The sequence below is a fragment of the Rheinheimera pacifica genome (assembly GCF_900108485.1).
Classification (GTDB): Bacteria; Pseudomonadota; Gammaproteobacteria; order Enterobacterales; family Alteromonadaceae; genus Alishewanella; species Alishewanella pacifica.
In genome coordinates, this window is sequence record NZ_FNXF01000012.1 from 84,057 (window position 1) to 103,020 (window position 18,964).

Below are 18,964 nucleotides of genomic sequence, written 5' to 3' on the forward strand. Positions count from 1 at the left end.
CATGATGAATTCGAATCATCGACCAACGGATTAAAAGTCCGCTGCTCTACCAGCTGAGCTAATGACCCTAACCGCGGAGGCATATCTTACTGATTTACGGCTTTTGTGCAACCAAAAAGTGTTAAAAACCACGCCTATATGGTCTGACTGCTCAAAATGCCAGCGTTTGGAGGTATTCAGGCTTGCAGAAAAAACCCGGGCTAAGCCGGGTTCCTATTATTTAAGTGCGTTGATTCTATCCTGCGCCAGCTTCGCTGAAGTAGCGTTGGGCTGTTTTTCCAGCAGCTGGCGATAATATCGCAGTGCTGTATTTTTGTCGTTCTCGCGCTCTGCCACCTGCCCTAATTTTAATAAGGCATCGGCCACTTTACCGGAATCCGGGAAGTTGTTCACTACCCGCTCAAAATGCGTCTTCGCTTTAGCCAGTTCATTATTGTTAAATAACAACTGTCCCAGCCAATAATGTGCGTTAGGCGCATAGCCTGAATCAGGGTAACTCTTGATAAAGCTTTCGAACTCAGGAATTGCTGCGTCATAGCGGCGCTCTTTCAGTACCATGTTTACCGCTTTATCATAGGCTTCATTTTCAGAAACATCAGATGAATACACTGCAGCCCCCGCAGCAGGTGCTGAGGTATTAGCAGGTATTGTCGGTATATTGGCAGACGGCGTTGTCTGTATCGCGCTGACACGCCGGTCTATTTCCTGATAGATATCACGCTGACGCTGCAGGATTTCGTCAAGCTGATACGTATGTGTTTCAGTTACTCCGCGCAGCTCGCTGACTTCATCCAGCAACAGTTGTAACTGTTGTGCCAAACGAAGCTGTGCATCTGATCTTGCTTCAACAATACGCTCAAGCGCAGTTAAGCGTTGTTCCATTGAACCCGCAGGCTGAGCCTGTTGAGTAGTGCTAATAGCAGATCGGTTGCGGTTAATATCAGTAACCGGTGCCGGATTTGCGATAGCACTGGCGTGGGCCAGTGTTATCGCTGTAAGCAGAGTATATTTCACTGTCATGCGTATCAATATAGTAATGAGTCTGGATTAGTAGACTAACACTGCACGACGGTTTTTAGCAAAGCCTGCTTCACCACGTGAAGTATCAGCTGGCTTTTCTTCACCGTAGCTAACAGTAGAGATTTGGCCGGCAGAAACACCCAGGTTTTGCAGATACTGTACTACAGAAATAGCACGACGCTCGCCCAGGGCGATGTTGTATTCTGGAGTGCCGCGCTCGTCAGTGTGGCCTTCGACAGTAACGCGAACACTTGGGTTAGCTGTTAAGAAAGCACCGTGAGCCTGCAGTACTTCAATGAACTCAGGACGCACAGTCGCTTTGTCAAAATCGAAGTAAACAGTATTTTCCTGACGCAGAGCTTCCAGCTTCTGGCGTAACTGCTCAGCAGGGCTTACTGTTTGGCCAACAGTGTCAACTTGCACAGTTTCACGACCAACACCAGAGGTATCAGCATCAGATGCATCAGTTGAAGAAGTTGAGCTACAAGCAGCCATGGTCAGCACTGGTAATGCGATCAATAAACTTTTTAACACTTTATTTAATTTCATGATGTTGTCCTTAGTATTTAAATGTAATAACGCTTTTCTTTTATAAAAAAGGCGACCACGACGGAGACTTAACTTGCCCTTCTACCGCCGGCAGACGCGCTTTAAAACGACCGTCCATAGAAACCAGTGCTAACACCTGCGAAGAACCATGAGTGGTACTATAAATAATCATAGAACCATTTGGCGCCACGCTGGGTGACTCGTCCAGATTTGTTTTTGTTAACACTTGCAGAAAACGGGTCTGACGATCCATTTTTGCAATGTGATACTGCCCTCTGGTGCGATTCACCATTACAACCGAATTTCCATCCGGAGTGTAAGAGCCCGCCAGGTTCATTTCACCTTCAAAGGTTAAACGTCTGGTCGCACCCGTTAACAAATTTACGCTATAAAGTTGCGGATTGCCACCTCGCTCCGAACTAAATAGCAGCTCCTTACCATCAGGTGACCACGACGGTTCAGTGTCGATAGCACGATGATTTGTTACTCGCGTTAACGCCTTAGTAGCTACATCCATCAAGTAGATTTCAGCATTACCGTCTTTCGACAGCACCAGGGCCAAGCGCTTACCGTCCGGCGACCATGTTGGCGCACCGTTAATACCCGGTGAGCTGCTTAACATAGTACGACGTCCGCTATAAATATCCTGAATATAGATCTGTGACTGGCGTTTCTCAAATGTTACATACGCCAACTTGGTACCATCAGGTGACCAGCTTGGCGACATTAACGGCTCTTTTGAGCGCAGTAACACCTGCTCATTTGCACCATCATAATCAGCAACAACCAGCTGGTAAGGGAACTGCTGGTTGCGATTTACCAATACGTAGGCAATTTTGGTTAAAAACGCTCCGCGCTCGCCGGTCAGCTTTTCATATACTATGTCGCTGATACGGTGGGCATACTGACGGAACTGGCTGCCATTGATCGTGGTTTCACGGCTATCAAGGATGTGGGCATTACTGCCGGTTAAACGCCCGGCATTTAACGACTGTCGATCTGCGCTGTTACTGCCCTTCAATACATCAATCAATTCAAAGCTAACCGTATAACGGTCAATACCTATTTCTGTTATCTGGCCAATTACAATAGCTTCAACACCTTCGCGCGCCCAGGCAGCGTAGTCAATTTGTGCCGAAGTTGGCGGCCGCTGTGGCATCTTTATACTGGCCAGCGGGCTAAATTTGCCGCTGCGCATCAGATCAGCGGCAATAACTTCATCTATCCGCTCTTTAGGTAAATTAGCACCTTTAAAGGTAAATGGCAGTATTGCGATCGGTCTGGCAGAGTCGATACCCTCGGTAATCACAATCTCTAATGATGCCTGAGCAACCGTACTTAGCATCAGCGATATAATAACAACTGCATTTCTGAACAATTTAAACATAATCAAAATTCTGGACTCACCGTTAAGTTAATGTCTTTCAACTGGTTATACACATCCGGGTCTGGCGACACAGGTAAAGTACCTGCGCGGTTTACAGCCCGTATAGCGGCGTCACATACTGTTTTGTCACCGCTAATAACGCCCACATTGGTAACAAAACCATTACTCGCTAAGCGAATATTTATCCGGCACGACCGGCCACGCATACTTTCATCAACTAACAAATTACGCTGCACAGCATCGCGGATCAACGCGGTATAGCGCTGCACTTCTGTTGCCGCTTGCCTTGCTCTGGCAGCTGAACGGGCCTGAGCTTCTTTCGCCATCTGTTCTTGCATGGCTCTTTCCTGTTCGGCACGTTCTTTAGCTTCTGCAGCCTGACGAGCTTTCTCCGCTGCAGCTTTTTCAGCAGCAGCTTTCTCTGCTGCTTCCTGCTCAGCTTTACGCTTTTGTTCAGCGGCTCTAGCAGCATCTTCTGCTTTTTTCCGTTCCTGCTCTTTCGCTATCCTGGCTTGCTCTGCTTCGCGCGCTTTAGCGGCTTCCTGTTCCTGCTGCTTTTTCGCATCGGCAGCTGCGGCTCTGGACTTTTGCGCCTCTTCATCTGCCTGGCGTTTTTCCGCCGCTACCCGCTTTAAACGCGCCTCTTCTTCTGCACGGTTTCTTTCTGCCTGCTGTGCCCGGCGCTCTAAATCACGAATGCGTTTCTCTTCAGCGGCACGGGCGTTGTCACGCTCCTGCTGCATTTGCTGCACCCGGCTGTTTAACTGCTGTTGATCTATCGCAACGGCTTCAATTGGCGCTTTACCTTCAGATTCCAGACTAACACTCACCATTTCAGGTGTACTGGAAAAGTCTGCACCAAAAACCAGCACTATCACTATAGCCAGATGCAGGCCAAGCGACTTCGCTAGTTGTGGATCTATTGCAACAGCCATTTTAATTTGAATCCACGTTATCTGTCATCAGTCCAACAGAAGGTGCACCAGCACCTTTAAGCACATTGATCAGGCGGATAACAGCATCATAACTAACTTTACGATCACCCTTTACTATCACTTGCGTACCCGGTTCTATTTTCAGCCAACTGGCAACCTCAACAGTTAACTCAGCTGCAGTAAATGGTCCTTGCTGCTTGCCGTCTTTCTCGAAATAGTACAAACCATCCTGGTCTACCGTAGCCACAAGCGGTGTTTTACCTTCTTGCATCTGCTTTATAGGCTCTGCCGCAGATTTAGGCAACTCTACCTTCACCCCCTGAGTAATCAACGGCGTTGTTACCATAAAAATAACCAGCAGCACCAACATAACATCGATATAAGGCACTACGTTTATTTCAGCCTTCAGACGACGTTTTTTACGTACATACATCAGGCAGCTTCTCCGCCGTTAGATACAGCCTGCCGGTGCAGAATATTGGCAAACTCTTCAACGAAGTTGGCATAGCTGCTTTCAAGCATTTCCACCTGATGTGAGAACTTGTTATAAGCAATTACCGCAGGAATCGCAGCAAATAAACCAATGGCCGTAGCAATAAGCGCCTCAGCGATACCCGGAGCAACCATAGCCAAAGTAGCTTGTTCTACAGCTCCTAAGGCGATAAATGAGTTCATAATACCCCACACCGTACCGAACAGACCGATATAAGGGCTAATAGAGCCAACGGTGGCTAAAAACGGCAAGTGCATTTCAAGCCGCTCTACTTCGCGGGACAAGCCAACACGCATTGCGCGCTGAGTGCCTTCCATTACTGCAGCAGGTTGACGGCTGTTAGTTTTATGCAAGCGGGCAAATTCTTTAAAACCGGCTTTAAACAGGGTTTCTAAACCATTGTTTGATGCTCTGGCACTGACTTCGTTATACAATTTAGCTAAGTCGACACCCGACCAGAACTTATCTTCAAATTTTTTCGCTTCAACCACAGCTTCACTTAAGGCTTTACGGCGGCGGAAAATCATAGTCCATGACATTACTGACATCGCCAGTAAAATCAGCATAACCAGTTGTACAACAAAACTGGCTTCGATCAACAAACTTAAAATAGAAATTTCACCTGCCACGCGCTAACACCTCTGACACTTCGGCCGGAAAAGCCCTGGCCTTCATCCCCTGTAATGAAATACAGGCTACTTTAATATGTGCTGAACAGACCAACTCCGCCGCACCATTATGAATATTTTGCTCAAAAACCATACTAGCTTGCTTTAAGGTACTGATCTGGCTGGATACCGTCAATAATTCATTAAATCTTGCTGGCTTTTTGTTATCCATTAAAACTTGTGTAACAACAAAAGCGACATTATTTGACAATAACAAATCCTGTTCAATACCCAGTGCGCGCAACCATTCGGTGCGCGCTCGCTCAAAAAATTTTAAATAATTAGCATAATATACTATTCCCCCTGCATCGGTATCTTCATAGTACACACGCACAGGAAATGTAAAGACTGTTTCTGACATGAGCATTCGCTTTAATTGCTGCATATGATAAGTAAGCTGGCACACTAACTCAATTGCCTGACAAGCAGAACGGCAACTATATTTTTCTTCATCAGCTACTTGTAATTTTCATTTGTTTCTGTTGACCCATATAATTTTGTGAGGTTCCGTAAAAAATACATTTTTTATTCCTCATTTAACCCTATATGCCAGATACACTTAGCCTAATACCTACCTATGGAAGCCCGATAAAAAGTAATGTGCTGTATCTTCCACGCTTAAGATTAACCTCAGATGAACACTGCACTTGTAGGGATGCTCTTTCAGAGGTTGGCTAAATTTAACGCTAAGGCACCTTGCACAAGCATTAGTTTTTTTTATGCTTGGGTGCTAAATTTTCTCGTTTGAAGTAATTACTCGAAATCCTTATTATTGCACCTGTGTTCTGAGCTAGCGCAAGAGTGAGGCAAGAAGTTACCGCACTTTAGTGAAGATCATTTGGCAGCGAGATTTGTGTTATCACCAAATTTTGTTGCTGTTTAAGCATGTTCCCTGGATTTTTTGAAGCACTCCTTCAACTTGTTGCCCGCTCCCTGAGCGGGCTTTTTTTATCTACGTCCTGGCTCGCACTGCAGCGTTGTTGCCGGCATTAAAGCGCAACACTCACATAGTCCACTATGCTCGTATTGCACTTTAACTTGTCGCCTAGCTGCAGCACCAGCCAGTTAGTGGATACTTTCCTTCAGCTTAATCTGTTTGCGGTAAGTCAAAGCCAAAGTGAGCATAGGCCCGTGGCGAGGCAATACGGCCACGCGGGGTGCGCTGAATAAAGCCCTGCTGAATTAAAAACGGCTCTATGACATCTTCAATGGTGTCTTTCTCTTCACCAATGGCAGCAGCTAAGTTATCCAGGCCAACCGGACCGCCCATAAACTTTTCTATAATAGCCAGAATAAGTTTGCGGTCCATATAGTCGAAGCCTTCGGCATCCACATCTACCATCAGCAACGCCTGTGAGGCAATCTCTACTGTTACCTCGCCATTGGCTTTAACCTGGGCATAATCGCGGACACGGCGCAGTAAACGGTTGGCAATACGTGGCGTACCACGGGAGCGCCGGGCAATTTCTGCCGCTCCGGCTTCATCTAATACTAAATTAAGAAAATGCGCCGAGCGCAGAATAATCTGCGTTAACTCTGACACTTTATAAAACTCCAGCCGCTGCACTATACCAAAGCGATCACGCAGTGGTGAGGTTAAGGCGCCGGCCCGCGTAGTTGCACCTACTAAGGTAAAAGGCGGTAAATCCAGCTTAATTGAGCGCGCCGCAGGGCCCTCGCCTATCATAATATCCAGTTGATAGTCTTCCATCGCCGGATAAAGAATTTCCTCTACTACCGGGCTTAAGCGGTGGATTTCGTCAATAAACAGTACATCATTTGGCTCAAGGTTGGTTAGCAGTGCTGCTAAGTCTCCGGCTTTTTCCAGCACCGGGCCGGAGGTGGTTTTAATGTTTACGCCCATTTCATTGGCAACGATCATCGCCAGCGTGGTTTTACCCAACCCCGGCGGGCCGAAGATCAGCAGGTGGTCCAGCGGATCGCCCCGGCCTCTGGCGGCTTCAATAAAAATCGCCATCTGCTGGCAGACATGCTCTTGCCCGGTGTAATCGGCCAGGGTTTTTGGTCTTATCGCCCGGTCAATGACCTCGTCTTCACGGGTGGCACTGGTTTGAATTAAACGATCAGCTTCTATCATGGTTTACATCATGCTCCGCAGTGCCGCTTTAATCAGCTGTTCACTGCTCATGCCGCTTTGTTTAACCTTTTGCACAGCTTTATCGGCCTGCAACTGGCTGTAACCCAGCGATACCAGTGCGCTGGCGGCATCTTGCTCGGCACTTTGCTCCGGGCTGATTATCGCGTCATCATCCTGCAATACTAAGCCATCGGTAACCGGCGTATTCGGCGCTATGCCCCAGTCTTTTAACCGGTCACGCATTTCTACCACTAAACGCTCTGCCGTTTTCTTACCCACGCCTGGTAACTTAACCAGGGTGCTGACATCATCTGACTGCACGCAGCGGACAAATTGCTGTGCTGTCATACCGGATAATATAGTCAGGGCCAGCTTGGGGCCGACACCGTTGGCTTTAATCAGTTGACGAAACAGGGCACGCTCAGCCTGATTAACAAAGCCGTACAGCAGCTGCGCATCTTCGCGTACGACAAAATGGGTATAAATAGTGGCTTCAACGCCGGTAGCCGGCAGCTGATAAAAACTGGTCAGCGGTAGCTGCACTTCATAGCCGACACCGGCCACTTCTATTAATAGATCCGGTGCCTGCTTTTCCAGCAGAATACCGCGTAAACGTCCAATCATAAGGTCTGCTTATAGAATAAGGTGATAAATCCGCTTAGCGTAGCCGGCCGCGTACGGTTTTACGCGCCTGGCCGGCCAAACTGATTAAACTCTGTTGAGTATGCCCATGACACAGCGCTACTGCAAGCGCGTCGGCAGCGTCGGCCTGGGGGTTAGCCGGTAATTTGAGTAAGGTACGCACCATATGTTGTACTTGGGCTTTGTCGGCGGCACCAGTACCTACCACCGACTGCTTAACCTGGCGTGCTGAATATTCATACACCTCAAGCCCGGCATGTTTGGCGGCAACTATGGCAGCGCCACGTGCCTGGCCCAGCTTTAACGCAGAGTCAGCATTTCGCGCCATAAACACTTGCTCAATAGCAAAAATAGTCGGCCGGGTTTGGCTGATAATTTCGCTGACGCCATTAAAAATATCCAGCAGGCGCTCGGGCAGTAAATCAGTAGTGGTCAAACGAATACAGCCGCTGGCGACATACTCAAACTTCATGCCTACCTGGCGCACTACACCATAACCGGTTAAGCGGCTGCCGGGGTCAATCCCAAGAATAACATTCACGCTTAACCGTGCTCAGCCATCAGCTCGTCACTGATATCGGCATTGTGATAGACGTTTTGCACATCGTCTGAGTCTTCCAACTGGTCGAGCAGTTTAAAAAACGCCGCAACATGATCTGCATCTACCTCAGCGCGGGTTGCGGGTATTAACGTTACTTCGCTGCTATCCGGCTTAAAACCGGCGGCTATCAACGCGTCTTTCACGTCATTAAACTGCTCTGCTGCGGTCAGCACTTCAAAGCTGCCATCATCATGACTAACGATATCTTCGGCACCGGCATTGAGTGCCGCTTCCATCAGGCTGTCTTCATCTGCGCCGGGGGCAAATATCAGTACACCACGGCGACTGAACAAATAGGCTACTGAGCCACTGGTACCCAGGCTGCCGCCGGCTTTAGTAAAAGCGTGGCGTACATCGGCTACGGTACGTTTATGGTTGTCGGTCATGGTTTCGACAATCACGGCTACGCCATTCGGCCCGTAGCCTTCGTATACCAGCTCTTCGTAGTTTTCACCCTCGCTGGCACCGGCACCGCGCTTTATCGCGCGGTCTATGGTGTCGCGGGTCATATTTTCTGACAGGGCTTTATCTACCGCCAAACGCAACCGCGGGTTGGCGCTAACATCAGGGTTTAAACGGGCAGCGACGGTTAGCTCACGGATAATTTTGGTGAATATTTTATTTTTTTTCGCATCCTGACGGGCTTTGCGATGCTTCATGTTCGCCCATTTACTATGGCCGGCCATCAGTTACTCCTTAGTTGTGGCAGCAAGATTGCTGCCACGGTGTTGCAGGTAAAATTAAAACTTATTGCGCTTTAGCCACCACTGCGATACCCAGCTCAGCCAGTTGCGCCGGGTTAGCGGCGCCCGGGGCATCCGTTAACGGGCAGGCCGCAGTGGCAGTTTTCGGGAACGCCATCACATCACGAATTGACGTAGCGCCAGTCATTAACATGACTAAACGATCCAGGCCGAAAGCCAAACCAGCGTGCGGTGGCGCACCGTATTTTAATGCTTCAAGCAGGAAGCCAAATTTCTCTGCCGCTTCTTCATCGCTGATCCCCAGCAAGGTGAAAACCTTAGCCTGTACTTCAGCAGTGTGAATACGCACCGAACCGCCACCTAACTCGGTACCGTTTAATACCATATCGTAGGCATTAGACAGCAGTTTACCCAGCTCAAGCTCGTTATTGGCAGTGTTTAAAAACGCCGCCGTATCCAGTGGCGAGGTAAAGGGGTGATGCACAGCAGAAAAACTACCATCGTCGTTTTCTTCAAACATCGGGAAATCCACTACCCACAGTGGTTTCCAGCCCGGCTGAGTAATACCTAAGTCTTCGCCCAGCTTTAAGCGCAGCGCACCCATGGCTTCACAGACCACTTTGTAGCTGTCGGCACCGAAGAAAATTAAATCGCCATTGGCAGCACCAGTGCGGGCAATAATAGTGCTGATAATGTCCGGTGTTAAAAACTTGGCAACCGGCGATTGCACGCCATCCGCGCCTGCTGCGACATCATTCACCTTCATCCAGGCTAAGCCTTTAGCACCGTAAATGCCGACAAAGCTGGTGTAGTTATCGATATCTTTACGCGATACTTTTTCGGCAGCGCCCGGCACTTTAAGGGCTACTACACGGCCTTTGGCATCGTTAGCCGGGCCGGAGAACACTTTAAATTCAACGTCTTTGAGTAAATCGGCCACATCGACAAACTGCATCGGGTTGCGCAAATCCGGTTTGTCTGAGCCATACAGCCGCATCGCTTCCCAATATTGCATGCGTGGCATCTTGCCTAAATCGACACCCAACAACTGGTTAAACATCTGTTGCACCATTTGCTCAGTCACTGCCATGACCTGCTCGGCACTCATAAAAGAGGTTTCAATATCAATCTGGGTGAATTCCGGCTGGCGATCAGCACGTAAGTCTTCATCACGGAAGCATTTAACTATTTGGTAGTAACGGTCCAGGCCTGACATCATCAGCAATTGTTTAAACAACTGCGGTGATTGTGGCAGCGCAAAAAACTGGCCCTTATGCGTACGGCTTGGCACTAAATAGTCGCGCGCGCCTTCCGGCGTCGCTTTGGTCAGAATGGGTGTTTCAACATCCATAAAGCCGTGGCTGTCCATAAAGTTACGCACAAAGCTGGTTACTTTAGCGCGAAACTTTAACCGATCACTCATCAGCGGGCGGCGCAAGTCCAGATAACGGTACTTTAAGCGCTGCTCTTCGCTGTTATTCTGGTTGGAGTCCAGCGGCAGCGGGGCTGCTTTATTAAGAATAACCAACTCACTGGCGTATACTTCGACTGCGCCGGTGGCCATATCTTTGTTAATCTGAGAATCCGGCCGCGCCCGCACCTGGCCTTTAATTTGAATGCAGAATTCATTGCGCAGTGTATAGGCAACGTCAAACAGGTCTTTTAGATCCGGGTCACAAACTACCTGCACCATGCCTTCACGGTCGCGCAGGTCTAAAAAAATTAAACCACCCAGATCGCGGCGCCGGTTAACCCAGCCGCATAAAGACACTTGTTGCCCAACATGTTGTGCGGTTAATAAGCCGCAATAATGGCTACGCATTAAACCTTCCTTCTACCTTGCTAATCAGCGGTACTAAAATGACGGCTAATTATATAGAAATGACGCCTAATGTCACTGCCCGCTTACGAAAACACCGAACGGGAAAAACAATACTGATTCTTGCCTTGCTGCTTAACCCGGTACATCAGGCTGTCAGCCACTTTCAGCAATTTGGCACTGTCGGTACCATCATCCGGATATACGGCAATACCGATGCTGGCACCTATCTTAACCTCACCTACCGAGAGGGTTACCGGTTGGCTTAGCTGGTGCAACATTTTCTCTGCCACAATGGCGGCATCTTCACGGCTGAGCAGGCCAGTGAGTAACACCACAAATTCATCGCCGCCAAAACGGGCAACGGTATCGCTTTTTCTGACCGCGTCTTTGAGTATCAAAGCAAGTTTCAGCAGCAGCTCATCGCCAACATCATGGCCGTAAAGATCATTTACCTCTTTAAAACCGTCCAGGTCGATAAATAACAACGCCAGAATTTCATTATGCCGGGCATGTTGTAACAGAGCCTGCTCTATCCGCTCTTTAATCAGGCCACGATTAGGTAATTGTGTTAAATCATCATGTGTGGCCATAAAACGCATTTTTTGTTCGGCTTGCCGGCGCAGACGTACTTCTTTGCGCAACGAAAGATTCCAAATCACAAAAAAGGTCAGCAATGCCAATGCCGCGCCACCAATTTGCCACATCATGCGGTTAAACTGAGCTTTGTTAATGCCCTGCGTGATCTGAAAGCTAAACCACTTTTGATACAACTGCTGCCGCTCTGCCTGGCCGATGCTGCGCAGCCCCTTGTTGAGGATCTCTAATAACGGCTGGTAATCATTGCGTACCGCAATCAACGATGGGTAAGACGGTAAATCATCCAGCACCTGCACGCGCAGATACATATAGCCAGTCTGGCGCAACATTTCGCTGGCAGCTTCGACGGAATCAATAACAAAATCGACTTCGTGCTGCAGCAAAAGATCCAATCCACGGCGCAAGTCAGCAACAGGCTTTACGTCAATTTGTGGATAAGCATCATTAAGGTGTTTAGCCAATTGATAGTCTTTGTATATTGCCACCCGTTTACCATTCAGATCAGCGGTACTGACCACTGTAGCGGCATCTCCGCGGCTGAGAGCCGCCCATTGTATTGACCAGAACTCGTCGCTAAACACCGCATAACTTTTACGATCTTCCCGCTGCGAAACATTAGCAATAAGGTCGAGCTTTTTTTGCTGTAAGTCGGCCAGCATAACGTCGAACTGGCTGTAAACGCTGATGTCAAAATCAATATTCATCCGCTTGCTGAGTAAATTAAACATATCAACGGTAACACCTGCCGGGTTGCCATCCTCATCGACAAATTCCATTGGTGCCCAGTCGCTGAGCATACCAACACGCAGCTTGCTATGGTTGTTCAGCCAGTCGGTTTCTTTAAAAGATAACGGTACTTTGTCGCGAAAAGTCGAAAAATAATATTGCGATTTATCCGTGATCCAACGCTGCTCTGCCTGTATCAGCGTATCGAGCTTCAATGCTGTAAAACCTTGCCGGATATGCTCTGCCAACTCAGGTTTATCCGCTCTGACCAGGCTGTACAAAGGCGAACTGACACTGCTTGATTCCAGCCGGTTAAAACTGTCCCAAACGTTTAATTGCTGTAAGCGCATCGGCATAGTGGCAGAGGCACCAAAAAAGCCCAGCAGCTCTTCGCTTAACGAGGCGTCCAGCATCTCATTCAGGGAGCGATACCTGACAAACTCTAATTGCGGATAGCGTATCTGTAACTCGGCTACGTAAGGCGCATTTTCAAACACCCCCACTTTACCGGTAGTGGTGTCGTCCAATTGTTTCAGCTGCAATTTTGTCGGGCTGAAGAATTCTGAATTAAAACTGTAAAGCTGATGTGCATCCTGCAGATTGTCGGGCAGGCCTTTGTTGTCAGGAAAAGCCACCACTACATCAATCCGGCCTTTTTGCAGATTGCTCAGATTATTGAATGAAGTGTCTGGTACAAAAGCGATTTTTGTACCGGTTTGCTCAGACCAGTGTTGCCACATATCAACAAACAGCCCCTGCGCCTCGCCCTGCAACGAGACATGCATATATGGCTGGTTATCAATAGACACACCAAGCAACAAGGTATCCTGCTCTGCAGGCACTCCCAGCCAGCGTCTTTCAAGCTCATCAAGAAAGCTACGGTTAAGCCGCGCAGTTGCCTCAGCCAACTGTTGTGCCAGTTGCTTATTGGCAGGCAGCACCGCATATACCAGCTCCATCTTGCGCAATGCAATACGGCGGAACAAAGGAAACTTACGGTTAAGCTCTTCATAGCGGGGGTCTTGCGTAGGCAGCCGGTCCAGACCGGTAAAAGCGGCAACTTTTCCATCAAGGGCAGCCTGATACAAGGCAGTAATATTAGGAAAATACATAAAGTTGCCTTGCGGCAATTGTTGTTTTAACGCCGCCAGGTGGCCGGTATTTTCCACCACACCTATCACGAAGGGTTGCAGGTCTGTTAACGAGTTAACCCCGGTTAAATCGCGCATTACGTAGATATTGCTAAAAGCCTCAATATTAAGCTCTGTAAGCTTAAACATGGCACTGCGCTCTGGCGTGCTAGCCATAGCGCCATGTAACTGCACATCGCCTTGTTGCAGCAGTTTTAAAGTGTCTGGCCAATCGGCAGCAATAAAGTCTATCTGAATGTTTTCCTGGCGACCCACTTCGCGCCAGTAATCAACGGCCAGCCCGGCTACTTCGCCGTCAGCATTGGTAAACATATAAGGATAAGTGTCTGCACTTAACGCCACCTGCAACCTCGCAGGTAAGCCGGTTTCAGACGCATAAGTATGTGCCAGCGACAACATCAGCAACAAAGCTAAGGTAGATTTACCAATCATTATGTTATGCTTCCCAGCCTTAGTCTGTTAGTTGTACGCCGCCACGGGAGTAAGGTCAAGTCAGCTATGTTATATCTCGGCTGCCCGGTATGGGCCAACCCAAAATGGAAAAACGCGATCTACACTGTAGACGCAAAAGCAACCGACTTTTTGCCGCAATATGCCCGTTATTTTAACAGTGCTGAGGGCAACACCACCTTTTATGCTGATCCATCAGATGACACATTAAAGCGCTGGCAGCAAGACACGCCCGAGCACTACCGTTTTACTTTAAAAGTGCCGCAGCGCATCAGCCATCATGGTGGTGCAGACAGCCTGGTGCAGCTGGCAGACTGGCTTAAACGCATGGCTGTACTTGGCCAGAAGCTGGCGCTGGTGCATCTGCAACTGCCCGCCCGCACAGGCCCGGCCGACTTTGGCCAAATCAGTACACTGGTTGAGCAAATTAGCCAACAGTACCGCTGTGCACTGGAAGTACGCCATCCGGCTTTTTTTGACAAAGGCCAATATGAAATTCAGCTGCACAAAATGTTGCAGCACTATAAAGCTGAGCGCGTAGTAATCGACAGCAGAGCCTTATTTTCTGTGCCTGCAACCACTCAGGCGTTAATTGATGCCCAAGCCAAAAAACCACGGGTACCGGTGCATGCAATAAGTTTCAGCCAAACGCCTATGTTAAGGTTTATCGGTACTGATGATATGGCAGTAAACCGGCAGTTTTATCAGCCATGGCTTACTAAAGTGCCGCAATGGCTCGATGAAGGCAAAAGCCCGTTTTGCTTTTTTCATACGCCGGATAACCATTTAGCACCACAACTATGCCGCCAGTTTGCACAGGATTTAGCTTACGCCCACAGCTGCCTCGCGCCCTGGCCAGGCGAGCAGCAATTCAGTTTGCTGTAGTTTTGCGATATTTAAGGTAAAATAGCGCCACTTACACTGCTTTCTACCGACAAGTTTTTATGCAAAAAGATGCTATTTTCGCCGAGCCACTGGCTCATATTCAGGATTTTCGTTTTGACGATCAGGTCGCCGACGTATTCCCCGACATGATCCAGCGCTCGGTACCCGGCTATCAAACTATTATTCAAACCATTGGCAAGTTAAGCGGCCGCTTTCAACAGCCTGACAGTAATTACTACGATCTGGGCTGCTCGCTTGGTGCCGCAACACTGGCAATGCGGCGCAATATCAGCGTAGCCAACAGCAGGATCATCGCGGTAGATAACAGTAGTGCTATGGTAGAGCGCTGCGAGCGGCATTTGCTGGCGTTTCGCTCTGATATACCGGTTGAGGTAAAACTGGCTGATATTCGTCAGCAACCGATTGAACAGGCCGCTATAGTGGTAATTAACTTTACCTTGCAGTTTTTACCCAAAGAAGACCGTAATACCCTGATTAGCCGCGTATATCAGGGCCTAAAACCGGGCGGTTTACTGATCCTGTCAGAAAAGTTTATCAATAAAGACGCGCAGACTAACGACTTATTGGTGGAGTTACACCACGACTTTAAACGCGCTAACGGCTACAGCGAGCTGGAAATCAGCCAAAAACGTAGCGCACTGGAGAATGTAATGAAGCCAGATACCCTGCCGGAACACCAGCAACGCTTGCAACAAGCCGGTTTTACCAGCCAGACACTATGGTTTCAGTGTTTTAATTTCTGCTCAATGGTCGCGATTAAATAAGACCGCTCTTACATAAGGTTAGCTATGCTCGACTTCACACCTTTTTATGCCCAACTGGCCAGTAATAAATTGCATAGCTGGCTGCAGACGTTACCTGCGCAGCTGGCAAGCTGGAGCAAAGACGCCCTGCATGGCGACTTTAAACAGTGGCAAAAGGTAATCAGCAATCTGCCAACCACCACACCCAGCATGATTGAGCTAAAAACTGCGGTGCAGTTTGGCAGTGCAGACGATATCAGCAGCGGTGAAGCGCAGCAAATTCGTTACTTACTGCAGCAGTTAAAGCCCTGGCGAAAAGGTCCGTTTAATATTCACGGTATTGCTATTGATACCGAATGGCGCTCTGACTTTAAATGGGATCGGGTACTGCCGCATATTGCGCCGCTGGCACACCGCACTGTGCTGGATGTGGGCTGTGGCAGTGGTTATCACCTGTGGCGCATGCGCGGCGAAGGCGCAGAATTTGTCGTCGGCATTGACCCGTCGCAGCTGTTTTATGCCCAGTTTCAGGCGATAAAACACTTTAACCCTGATCCCGCGGTAAACCTGATCCCCATCGGTATTGATGAGATGCCGGCGCTAAAGCAGTTTGATACCGTATTCTCGATGGGCGTATTGTACCACCGCCGCTCACCGCTGGATTTTCTGCAGCAGCTGAAAAACCAGCTGCGCCCCGGTGGCGAGTTGGTGTTGGAAACTCTAGTGGTAGAAGGCGACGAAAATACAGTATTAGTGCCCGGCGAGCGTTATGCCAAAATGCGCAATGTCTGGTTTATTCCCAGCGTAGCCGCCTTAACGCACTGGCTGCAGCGGCTGGGCTTTAGCAATGTACGGCTGGTAGATTTAAACCGCACTACGTTAGATGAGCAGCGTAAAACCGACTGGATGGACAATGAAAGTTTAATTGATTTTCTTGATGCAACTGATCATAGTAAAACCATCGAAGGCTATCCGGCACCGCTTCGAGCGGTGATTGTCGCCAACGTTTAACGCCACAGGAGCGCACACCCGTTATGCCTTATCGTCCACGTTCAACTCTGGAGCAATGGCGCATTTTGCAAGCAGTGGTCGATGCCGGCGGCTATGCTCAGGCGGCTGAGATGCTGAATAAAAGCCAGTCATCACTCAACCACGCCGTAGCGAAATTGCAAAACCAGTTGGGTGTTGAACTGCTGGAAGTGCGCGGCCGCAAAGCCTATCTGACCGAAGCCGGTGAAGTGATGCTGCGCCGCTCCCGTTTGCTGACACAACAAGTAGAAGATCTGGAATTGCTAGCGGCCAATATTGATCAGGGTTGGGAGCCGGAAATTCGCATTGCGGTAGAACTGGCCTACCCGCGACGCTTTTTAAATGAAGCCCTGGCAGCTTTTTATCCGCTTAGCCGCGGCAGCCGTATTCAGCTTATCGACTGTGTTATTACCGGTACAGCAGAAATGATCCTGCAAAAGCGGGCCGATCTGGTTATTGCCGCTTCGTCGGTTATTCCCAAAGGCTACCTCGGTGAACATTTATGCAGCACCCGCTTTATTCCGGTTACAGGCAGCCAGAATCCACTGGCCACAGCAAACCATATTGATCAGAATGAGCTAAGCCAGCATTTGCAACTGGTGATCCGTGATACTGCGCAAAAACCGCAGGAAAATGCCGGTTGGTTGCGGGCAGAACAACGCTGGACGGTAGATAATTTTTTTGAAGCAATAGAAATTTTGCAACTCGGGCTGGGGTTTTGCTGGCTACCGGATTTTATGGTGACAGACTATATTGCCCGTGGCACTCTGATACAACTAAGCCTGAACCAAAGCAGCGAGCGCATAGCGACCATATCGCTGGTAGCTCCGAAAGAGGAAACACTTGGCCCCGGCAGTAAACAATTACGCCAGTTAATTCTGGCGGCTCATCAAAAATCCTGAGGCAACGATGCAACAACAAGAACTGAACAACTTAATGCAGGCCGCGGCCGCAGACGCGGTAAACTACGCCGCAGAAGAACACAAATTAACGCTGGATCACAGCATCGACAGCCTGCAGCAAATTGATGTGCTGTTGGCAGAATTACACAGCCGGGAGCAAAAGCAACGTCATTCAGCTGAAGTGGTGTTTACCTTATGTAACATTATCGGCGCTTATATTGGTGAGTTGTTTATCGCCAATGTTGGCGGCCACTGGCAGCATGATCAGACTGACAGCGAAGCGCCCTTTGTTTATATAAGGCTGAATGACAAAGAATTTCCATTCGCTTCAGTGTGTTACCACAAAATCACCCGCGACAACAGCATCAGTTTATATGACTATGTAAAGCAGGCCATGGCAAATGCTATGCAGTAAGGCTTTTGTCGGCGGCGTTAAGCAGGTAAAATGCCGCCAATTTTTAGCCTTTCCACTTTCAGTCATTCGAGGATTGCCGTGAGCGAGCAGAAAACATCGTTAAGCTACAAAGACGCCGGAGTTGATATTGACGCAGGTAATGCGTTAGTTGAACGTATTAAAGGCGCAGTCAAACGCACACGTCGCCCTGAGGTTATGGGGGGTTTAGGTGGCTTTGGTGCGCTGTGCCAAATTCCGGCCGGTTATAAAGAACCGGTACTGGTATCAGGCACTGACGGTGTAGGCACCAAACTGCGACTGGCCATGGACTTAAAACGTCATGACGGTGTAGGTATTGATTTAGTAGCCATGTGTGTTAACGATCTGGTCGTTCAAGGTGCAGAGCCGCTGTTTTTCCTTGATTATTACGCCACAGGCAAGCTGGATGTCGACACCGCATCGGCTGTAGTTAACGGCATTGCTGAAGGTTGTTATCAGTCTGGTTGTTCACTGGTTGGCGGCGAAACCGCCGAAATGCCGGGCATGTATCACGGCGAAGATTATGATATTGCCGGTTTCTGTGTTGGCGTAGTGGAAAAAGCCGATATTATCGACGGCAGTAAGGTAAAACCAGGCGATCAGTTAATTGCCATGGCGTCTTCCGGCCCACACTCCAATGGTTTCTCGTTAATTCGTAAAGTACTGGAAGTCAGCGGCCAAAGCCCGGATACACTGCTTGAAGGCAAGTCTCTGGCCGACCACCTGCTGGAGCCTACCCGCATTTATGTGAAAAACCTGCTTAACCTGTTTAAGCAAACCCCGGTGCATGCGTTGTGTCATATTACCGGTGGTGGTTTTTGGGAAAATATTCCGCGGGTATTACCGGAGAATACCAAAGCCGTTATCGATGGTAATAGCTGGCAGTGGCCAGCCATTTTTAACTGGCTGCAGCAGCAAGGCAATATCAGCCGCCACGAAATGTACCGCACCTTTAACTGTGGTGTGGGCATGTTGGTGGTAGTACCGCAGGACAAACTGCAACAGGCCATCAGCATACTGCGTGATGCCGGTGAAACAGTATGGCACCTGGGTGAAATTCAGTCTGCAGCGGCAGGCGATGAGCTGGTTATTATTAACGAATAAGGCA

Annotated in this window: 19 protein-coding genes; 6 read left to right on the forward strand and 13 right to left on the reverse strand. The window is 48.8% G+C overall.

What is annotated here, in order from left to right; translation table 11 throughout:
- Positions 1-216 precede the first annotated feature (216 nt).
- The 13 genes from ybgF to BLW68_RS14815 all read right to left on the reverse strand — a co-directional run bounded on the left by ybgF (position 217) and on the right by BLW68_RS14815 (position 13,825).
- Positions 217-1,020, reverse strand: coding sequence for a tol-pal system protein YbgF (ybgF, locus tag BLW68_RS14755; RefSeq protein ID WP_092795008.1), 804 nt, complete (start codon positions 1,018-1,020; stop codon positions 217-219).
- A gap of 27 nt (positions 1,021-1,047) precedes the next feature.
- Complete coding sequence (pal, locus tag BLW68_RS14760) at positions 1,048-1,569, reverse strand: peptidoglycan-associated lipoprotein Pal (protein WP_092795010.1); 522 nt, start codon at positions 1,567-1,569, stop codon at positions 1,048-1,050.
- 40 nt (positions 1,570-1,609) lie between these two features.
- A complete protein-coding gene (tolB, locus tag BLW68_RS14765; RefSeq protein ID WP_092795012.1) occupies positions 1,610-2,956 on the reverse strand; it encodes a Tol-Pal system beta propeller repeat protein TolB in 1,347 nt (448 codons plus the stop codon).
- 2 nt (positions 2,957-2,958) lie between these two features.
- Positions 2,959-3,891, reverse strand: a complete 933-nt coding sequence (tolA, locus tag BLW68_RS14770) for a cell envelope integrity protein TolA (RefSeq protein WP_092795014.1) — start codon at positions 3,889-3,891, stop codon at positions 2,959-2,961.
- Position 3,892: 1 nt separating this feature from the next.
- Complete coding sequence (gene tolR, locus BLW68_RS14775) at positions 3,893-4,324, reverse strand: protein TolR (protein ID WP_092795016.1); 432 nt, start codon at positions 4,322-4,324, stop codon at positions 3,893-3,895.
- Positions 4,324-5,013, reverse strand: a complete 690-nt coding sequence (gene tolQ / locus BLW68_RS14780) for a protein TolQ (RefSeq protein WP_068229636.1) — start codon at positions 5,011-5,013, stop codon at positions 4,324-4,326. The genes tolR and tolQ overlap by 1 nt, the downstream gene beginning before the upstream one ends.
- Complete coding sequence (ybgC, locus tag BLW68_RS14785) at positions 5,003-5,413, reverse strand: tol-pal system-associated acyl-CoA thioesterase (protein ID WP_177172259.1); 411 nt, start codon at positions 5,411-5,413, stop codon at positions 5,003-5,005. The genes tolQ and ybgC overlap by 11 nt, the downstream gene beginning before the upstream one ends.
- Before the next feature lie 726 nt (positions 5,414-6,139).
- The gene (gene ruvB / locus BLW68_RS14790; RefSeq protein ID WP_092795021.1) at positions 6,140-7,150 is read right to left on the reverse strand and encodes a Holliday junction branch migration DNA helicase RuvB; all 1,011 of its coding nucleotides are present in this window, start codon (positions 7,148-7,150) and stop codon (positions 6,140-6,142) included.
- A 3-nt stretch (positions 7,151-7,153) separates the two neighbouring features.
- On the reverse strand, positions 7,154-7,774 hold the full coding sequence (gene ruvA, locus BLW68_RS14795) for a Holliday junction branch migration protein RuvA (RefSeq protein WP_092795024.1): 621 nt from the start codon (positions 7,772-7,774) through the stop codon (positions 7,154-7,156).
- Between the two features lie 34 nt (positions 7,775-7,808).
- On the reverse strand, positions 7,809-8,333 hold the full coding sequence (gene ruvC, locus BLW68_RS14800) for a crossover junction endodeoxyribonuclease RuvC (RefSeq protein WP_092795026.1): 525 nt from the start codon (positions 8,331-8,333) through the stop codon (positions 7,809-7,811).
- 2 nt (positions 8,334-8,335) lie between these two features.
- Positions 8,336-9,079, reverse strand: coding sequence for a YebC/PmpR family DNA-binding transcriptional regulator (locus BLW68_RS14805; RefSeq protein ID WP_092795028.1), 744 nt, complete (start codon positions 9,077-9,079; stop codon positions 8,336-8,338).
- A 61-nt stretch (positions 9,080-9,140) separates the two neighbouring features.
- The gene (gene aspS / locus BLW68_RS14810; protein ID WP_092795031.1) at positions 9,141-10,919 is read right to left on the reverse strand and encodes an aspartate--tRNA ligase; all 1,779 of its coding nucleotides are present in this window, start codon (positions 10,917-10,919) and stop codon (positions 9,141-9,143) included.
- Positions 10,920-11,002: 83 nt separating this feature from the next.
- Entirely contained in the window at positions 11,003-13,825 is a 2,823-nt protein-coding gene (locus BLW68_RS14815; RefSeq protein WP_092795033.1) for a transporter substrate-binding domain-containing protein, read from the reverse strand.
- A gap of 66 nt (positions 13,826-13,891) precedes the next feature.
- On the opposite strand from BLW68_RS14815, the gene BLW68_RS14820 reads away from it, so the two are divergent.
- The 6 genes from BLW68_RS14820 to purM all read left to right on the forward strand — a co-directional run bounded on the left by BLW68_RS14820 (position 13,892) and on the right by purM (position 18,960).
- Positions 13,892-14,728, forward strand: a complete 837-nt coding sequence (locus tag BLW68_RS14820; RefSeq protein ID WP_092795035.1) for a DUF72 domain-containing protein — start codon at positions 13,892-13,894, stop codon at positions 14,726-14,728.
- 59 nt (positions 14,729-14,787) lie between these two features.
- Positions 14,788-15,513, forward strand: a complete 726-nt coding sequence (cmoA, locus tag BLW68_RS14825) for a carboxy-S-adenosyl-L-methionine synthase CmoA (RefSeq protein ID WP_092795037.1) — start codon at positions 14,788-14,790, stop codon at positions 15,511-15,513.
- A gap of 24 nt (positions 15,514-15,537) precedes the next feature.
- Positions 15,538-16,503 carry a tRNA 5-methoxyuridine(34)/uridine 5-oxyacetic acid(34) synthase CmoB gene (cmoB, locus tag BLW68_RS14830; protein WP_092795040.1) on the forward strand — a complete coding sequence of 322 codons (966 nt, stop codon included), beginning with the start codon at positions 15,538-15,540 and terminating at the stop codon, positions 16,501-16,503.
- Between the two features lie 23 nt (positions 16,504-16,526).
- On the forward strand, positions 16,527-17,423 hold the full coding sequence (locus BLW68_RS14835; protein ID WP_092795042.1) for a LysR family transcriptional regulator: 897 nt from the start codon (positions 16,527-16,529) through the stop codon (positions 17,421-17,423).
- A gap of 7 nt (positions 17,424-17,430) precedes the next feature.
- On the forward strand, positions 17,431-17,838 hold the full coding sequence (locus BLW68_RS14840) for a hypothetical protein (protein ID WP_092795044.1): 408 nt from the start codon (positions 17,431-17,433) through the stop codon (positions 17,836-17,838).
- Between the two features lie 78 nt (positions 17,839-17,916).
- Positions 17,917-18,960 carry a phosphoribosylformylglycinamidine cyclo-ligase gene (gene purM, locus BLW68_RS14845; RefSeq protein WP_092795046.1) on the forward strand — a complete coding sequence of 348 codons (1,044 nt, stop codon included), beginning with the start codon at positions 17,917-17,919 and terminating at the stop codon, positions 18,958-18,960.
- Positions 18,961-18,964: the final 4 nt, after the last annotated feature.

Coding starts and splice junctions, on each gene's coding strand:
- tolR (WP_092795016.1), bottom strand. CDS start 4,324: ATGTATGTACGTAAAAAACGTCGTCTGAAGGCTGAAATAAACGTAGTG.
- tolB (WP_092795012.1), bottom strand. CDS start 2,956: ATGTTTAAATTGTTCAGAAATGCAGTTGTTATTATATCGCTGATGCTA.
- BLW68_RS14840 (WP_092795044.1), top strand. CDS start 17,431: ATGCAACAACAAGAACTGAACAACTTAATGCAGGCCGCGGCCGCAGAC.
- ruvA (WP_092795024.1), bottom strand. CDS start 7,774: ATGATTGGACGTTTACGCGGTATTCTGCTGGAAAAGCAGGCACCGGAT.
- BLW68_RS14815 (WP_092795033.1), bottom strand. CDS start 13,825: ATGATTGGTAAATCTACCTTAGCTTTGTTGCTGATGTTGTCGCTGGCA.
- aspS (WP_092795031.1), bottom strand. CDS start 10,919: ATGCGTAGCCATTATTGCGGCTTATTAACCGCACAACATGTTGGGCAA.
- BLW68_RS14805 (WP_092795028.1), bottom strand. CDS start 9,079: ATGGCCGGCCATAGTAAATGGGCGAACATGAAGCATCGCAAAGCCCGT.
- cmoB (WP_092795040.1), top strand. CDS start 15,538: ATGCTCGACTTCACACCTTTTTATGCCCAACTGGCCAGTAATAAATTG.
- pal (WP_092795010.1), bottom strand. CDS start 1,569: ATGAAATTAAATAAAGTGTTAAAAAGTTTATTGATCGCATTACCAGTG.
- tolA (WP_092795014.1), bottom strand. CDS start 3,891: ATGGCTGTTGCAATAGATCCACAACTAGCGAAGTCGCTTGGCCTGCAT.
- cmoA (WP_092795037.1), top strand. CDS start 14,788: ATGCAAAAAGATGCTATTTTCGCCGAGCCACTGGCTCATATTCAGGAT.
- ybgF (WP_092795008.1), bottom strand. CDS start 1,020: ATGACAGTGAAATATACTCTGCTTACAGCGATAACACTGGCCCACGCC.
- BLW68_RS14835 (WP_092795042.1), top strand. CDS start 16,527: ATGCCTTATCGTCCACGTTCAACTCTGGAGCAATGGCGCATTTTGCAA.
- BLW68_RS14820 (WP_092795035.1), top strand. CDS start 13,892: ATGTTATATCTCGGCTGCCCGGTATGGGCCAACCCAAAATGGAAAAAC.
- ybgC (WP_177172259.1), bottom strand. CDS start 5,413: ATGTCAGAAACAGTCTTTACATTTCCTGTGCGTGTGTACTATGAAGAT.
- ruvB (WP_092795021.1), bottom strand. CDS start 7,150: ATGATAGAAGCTGATCGTTTAATTCAAACCAGTGCCACCCGTGAAGAC.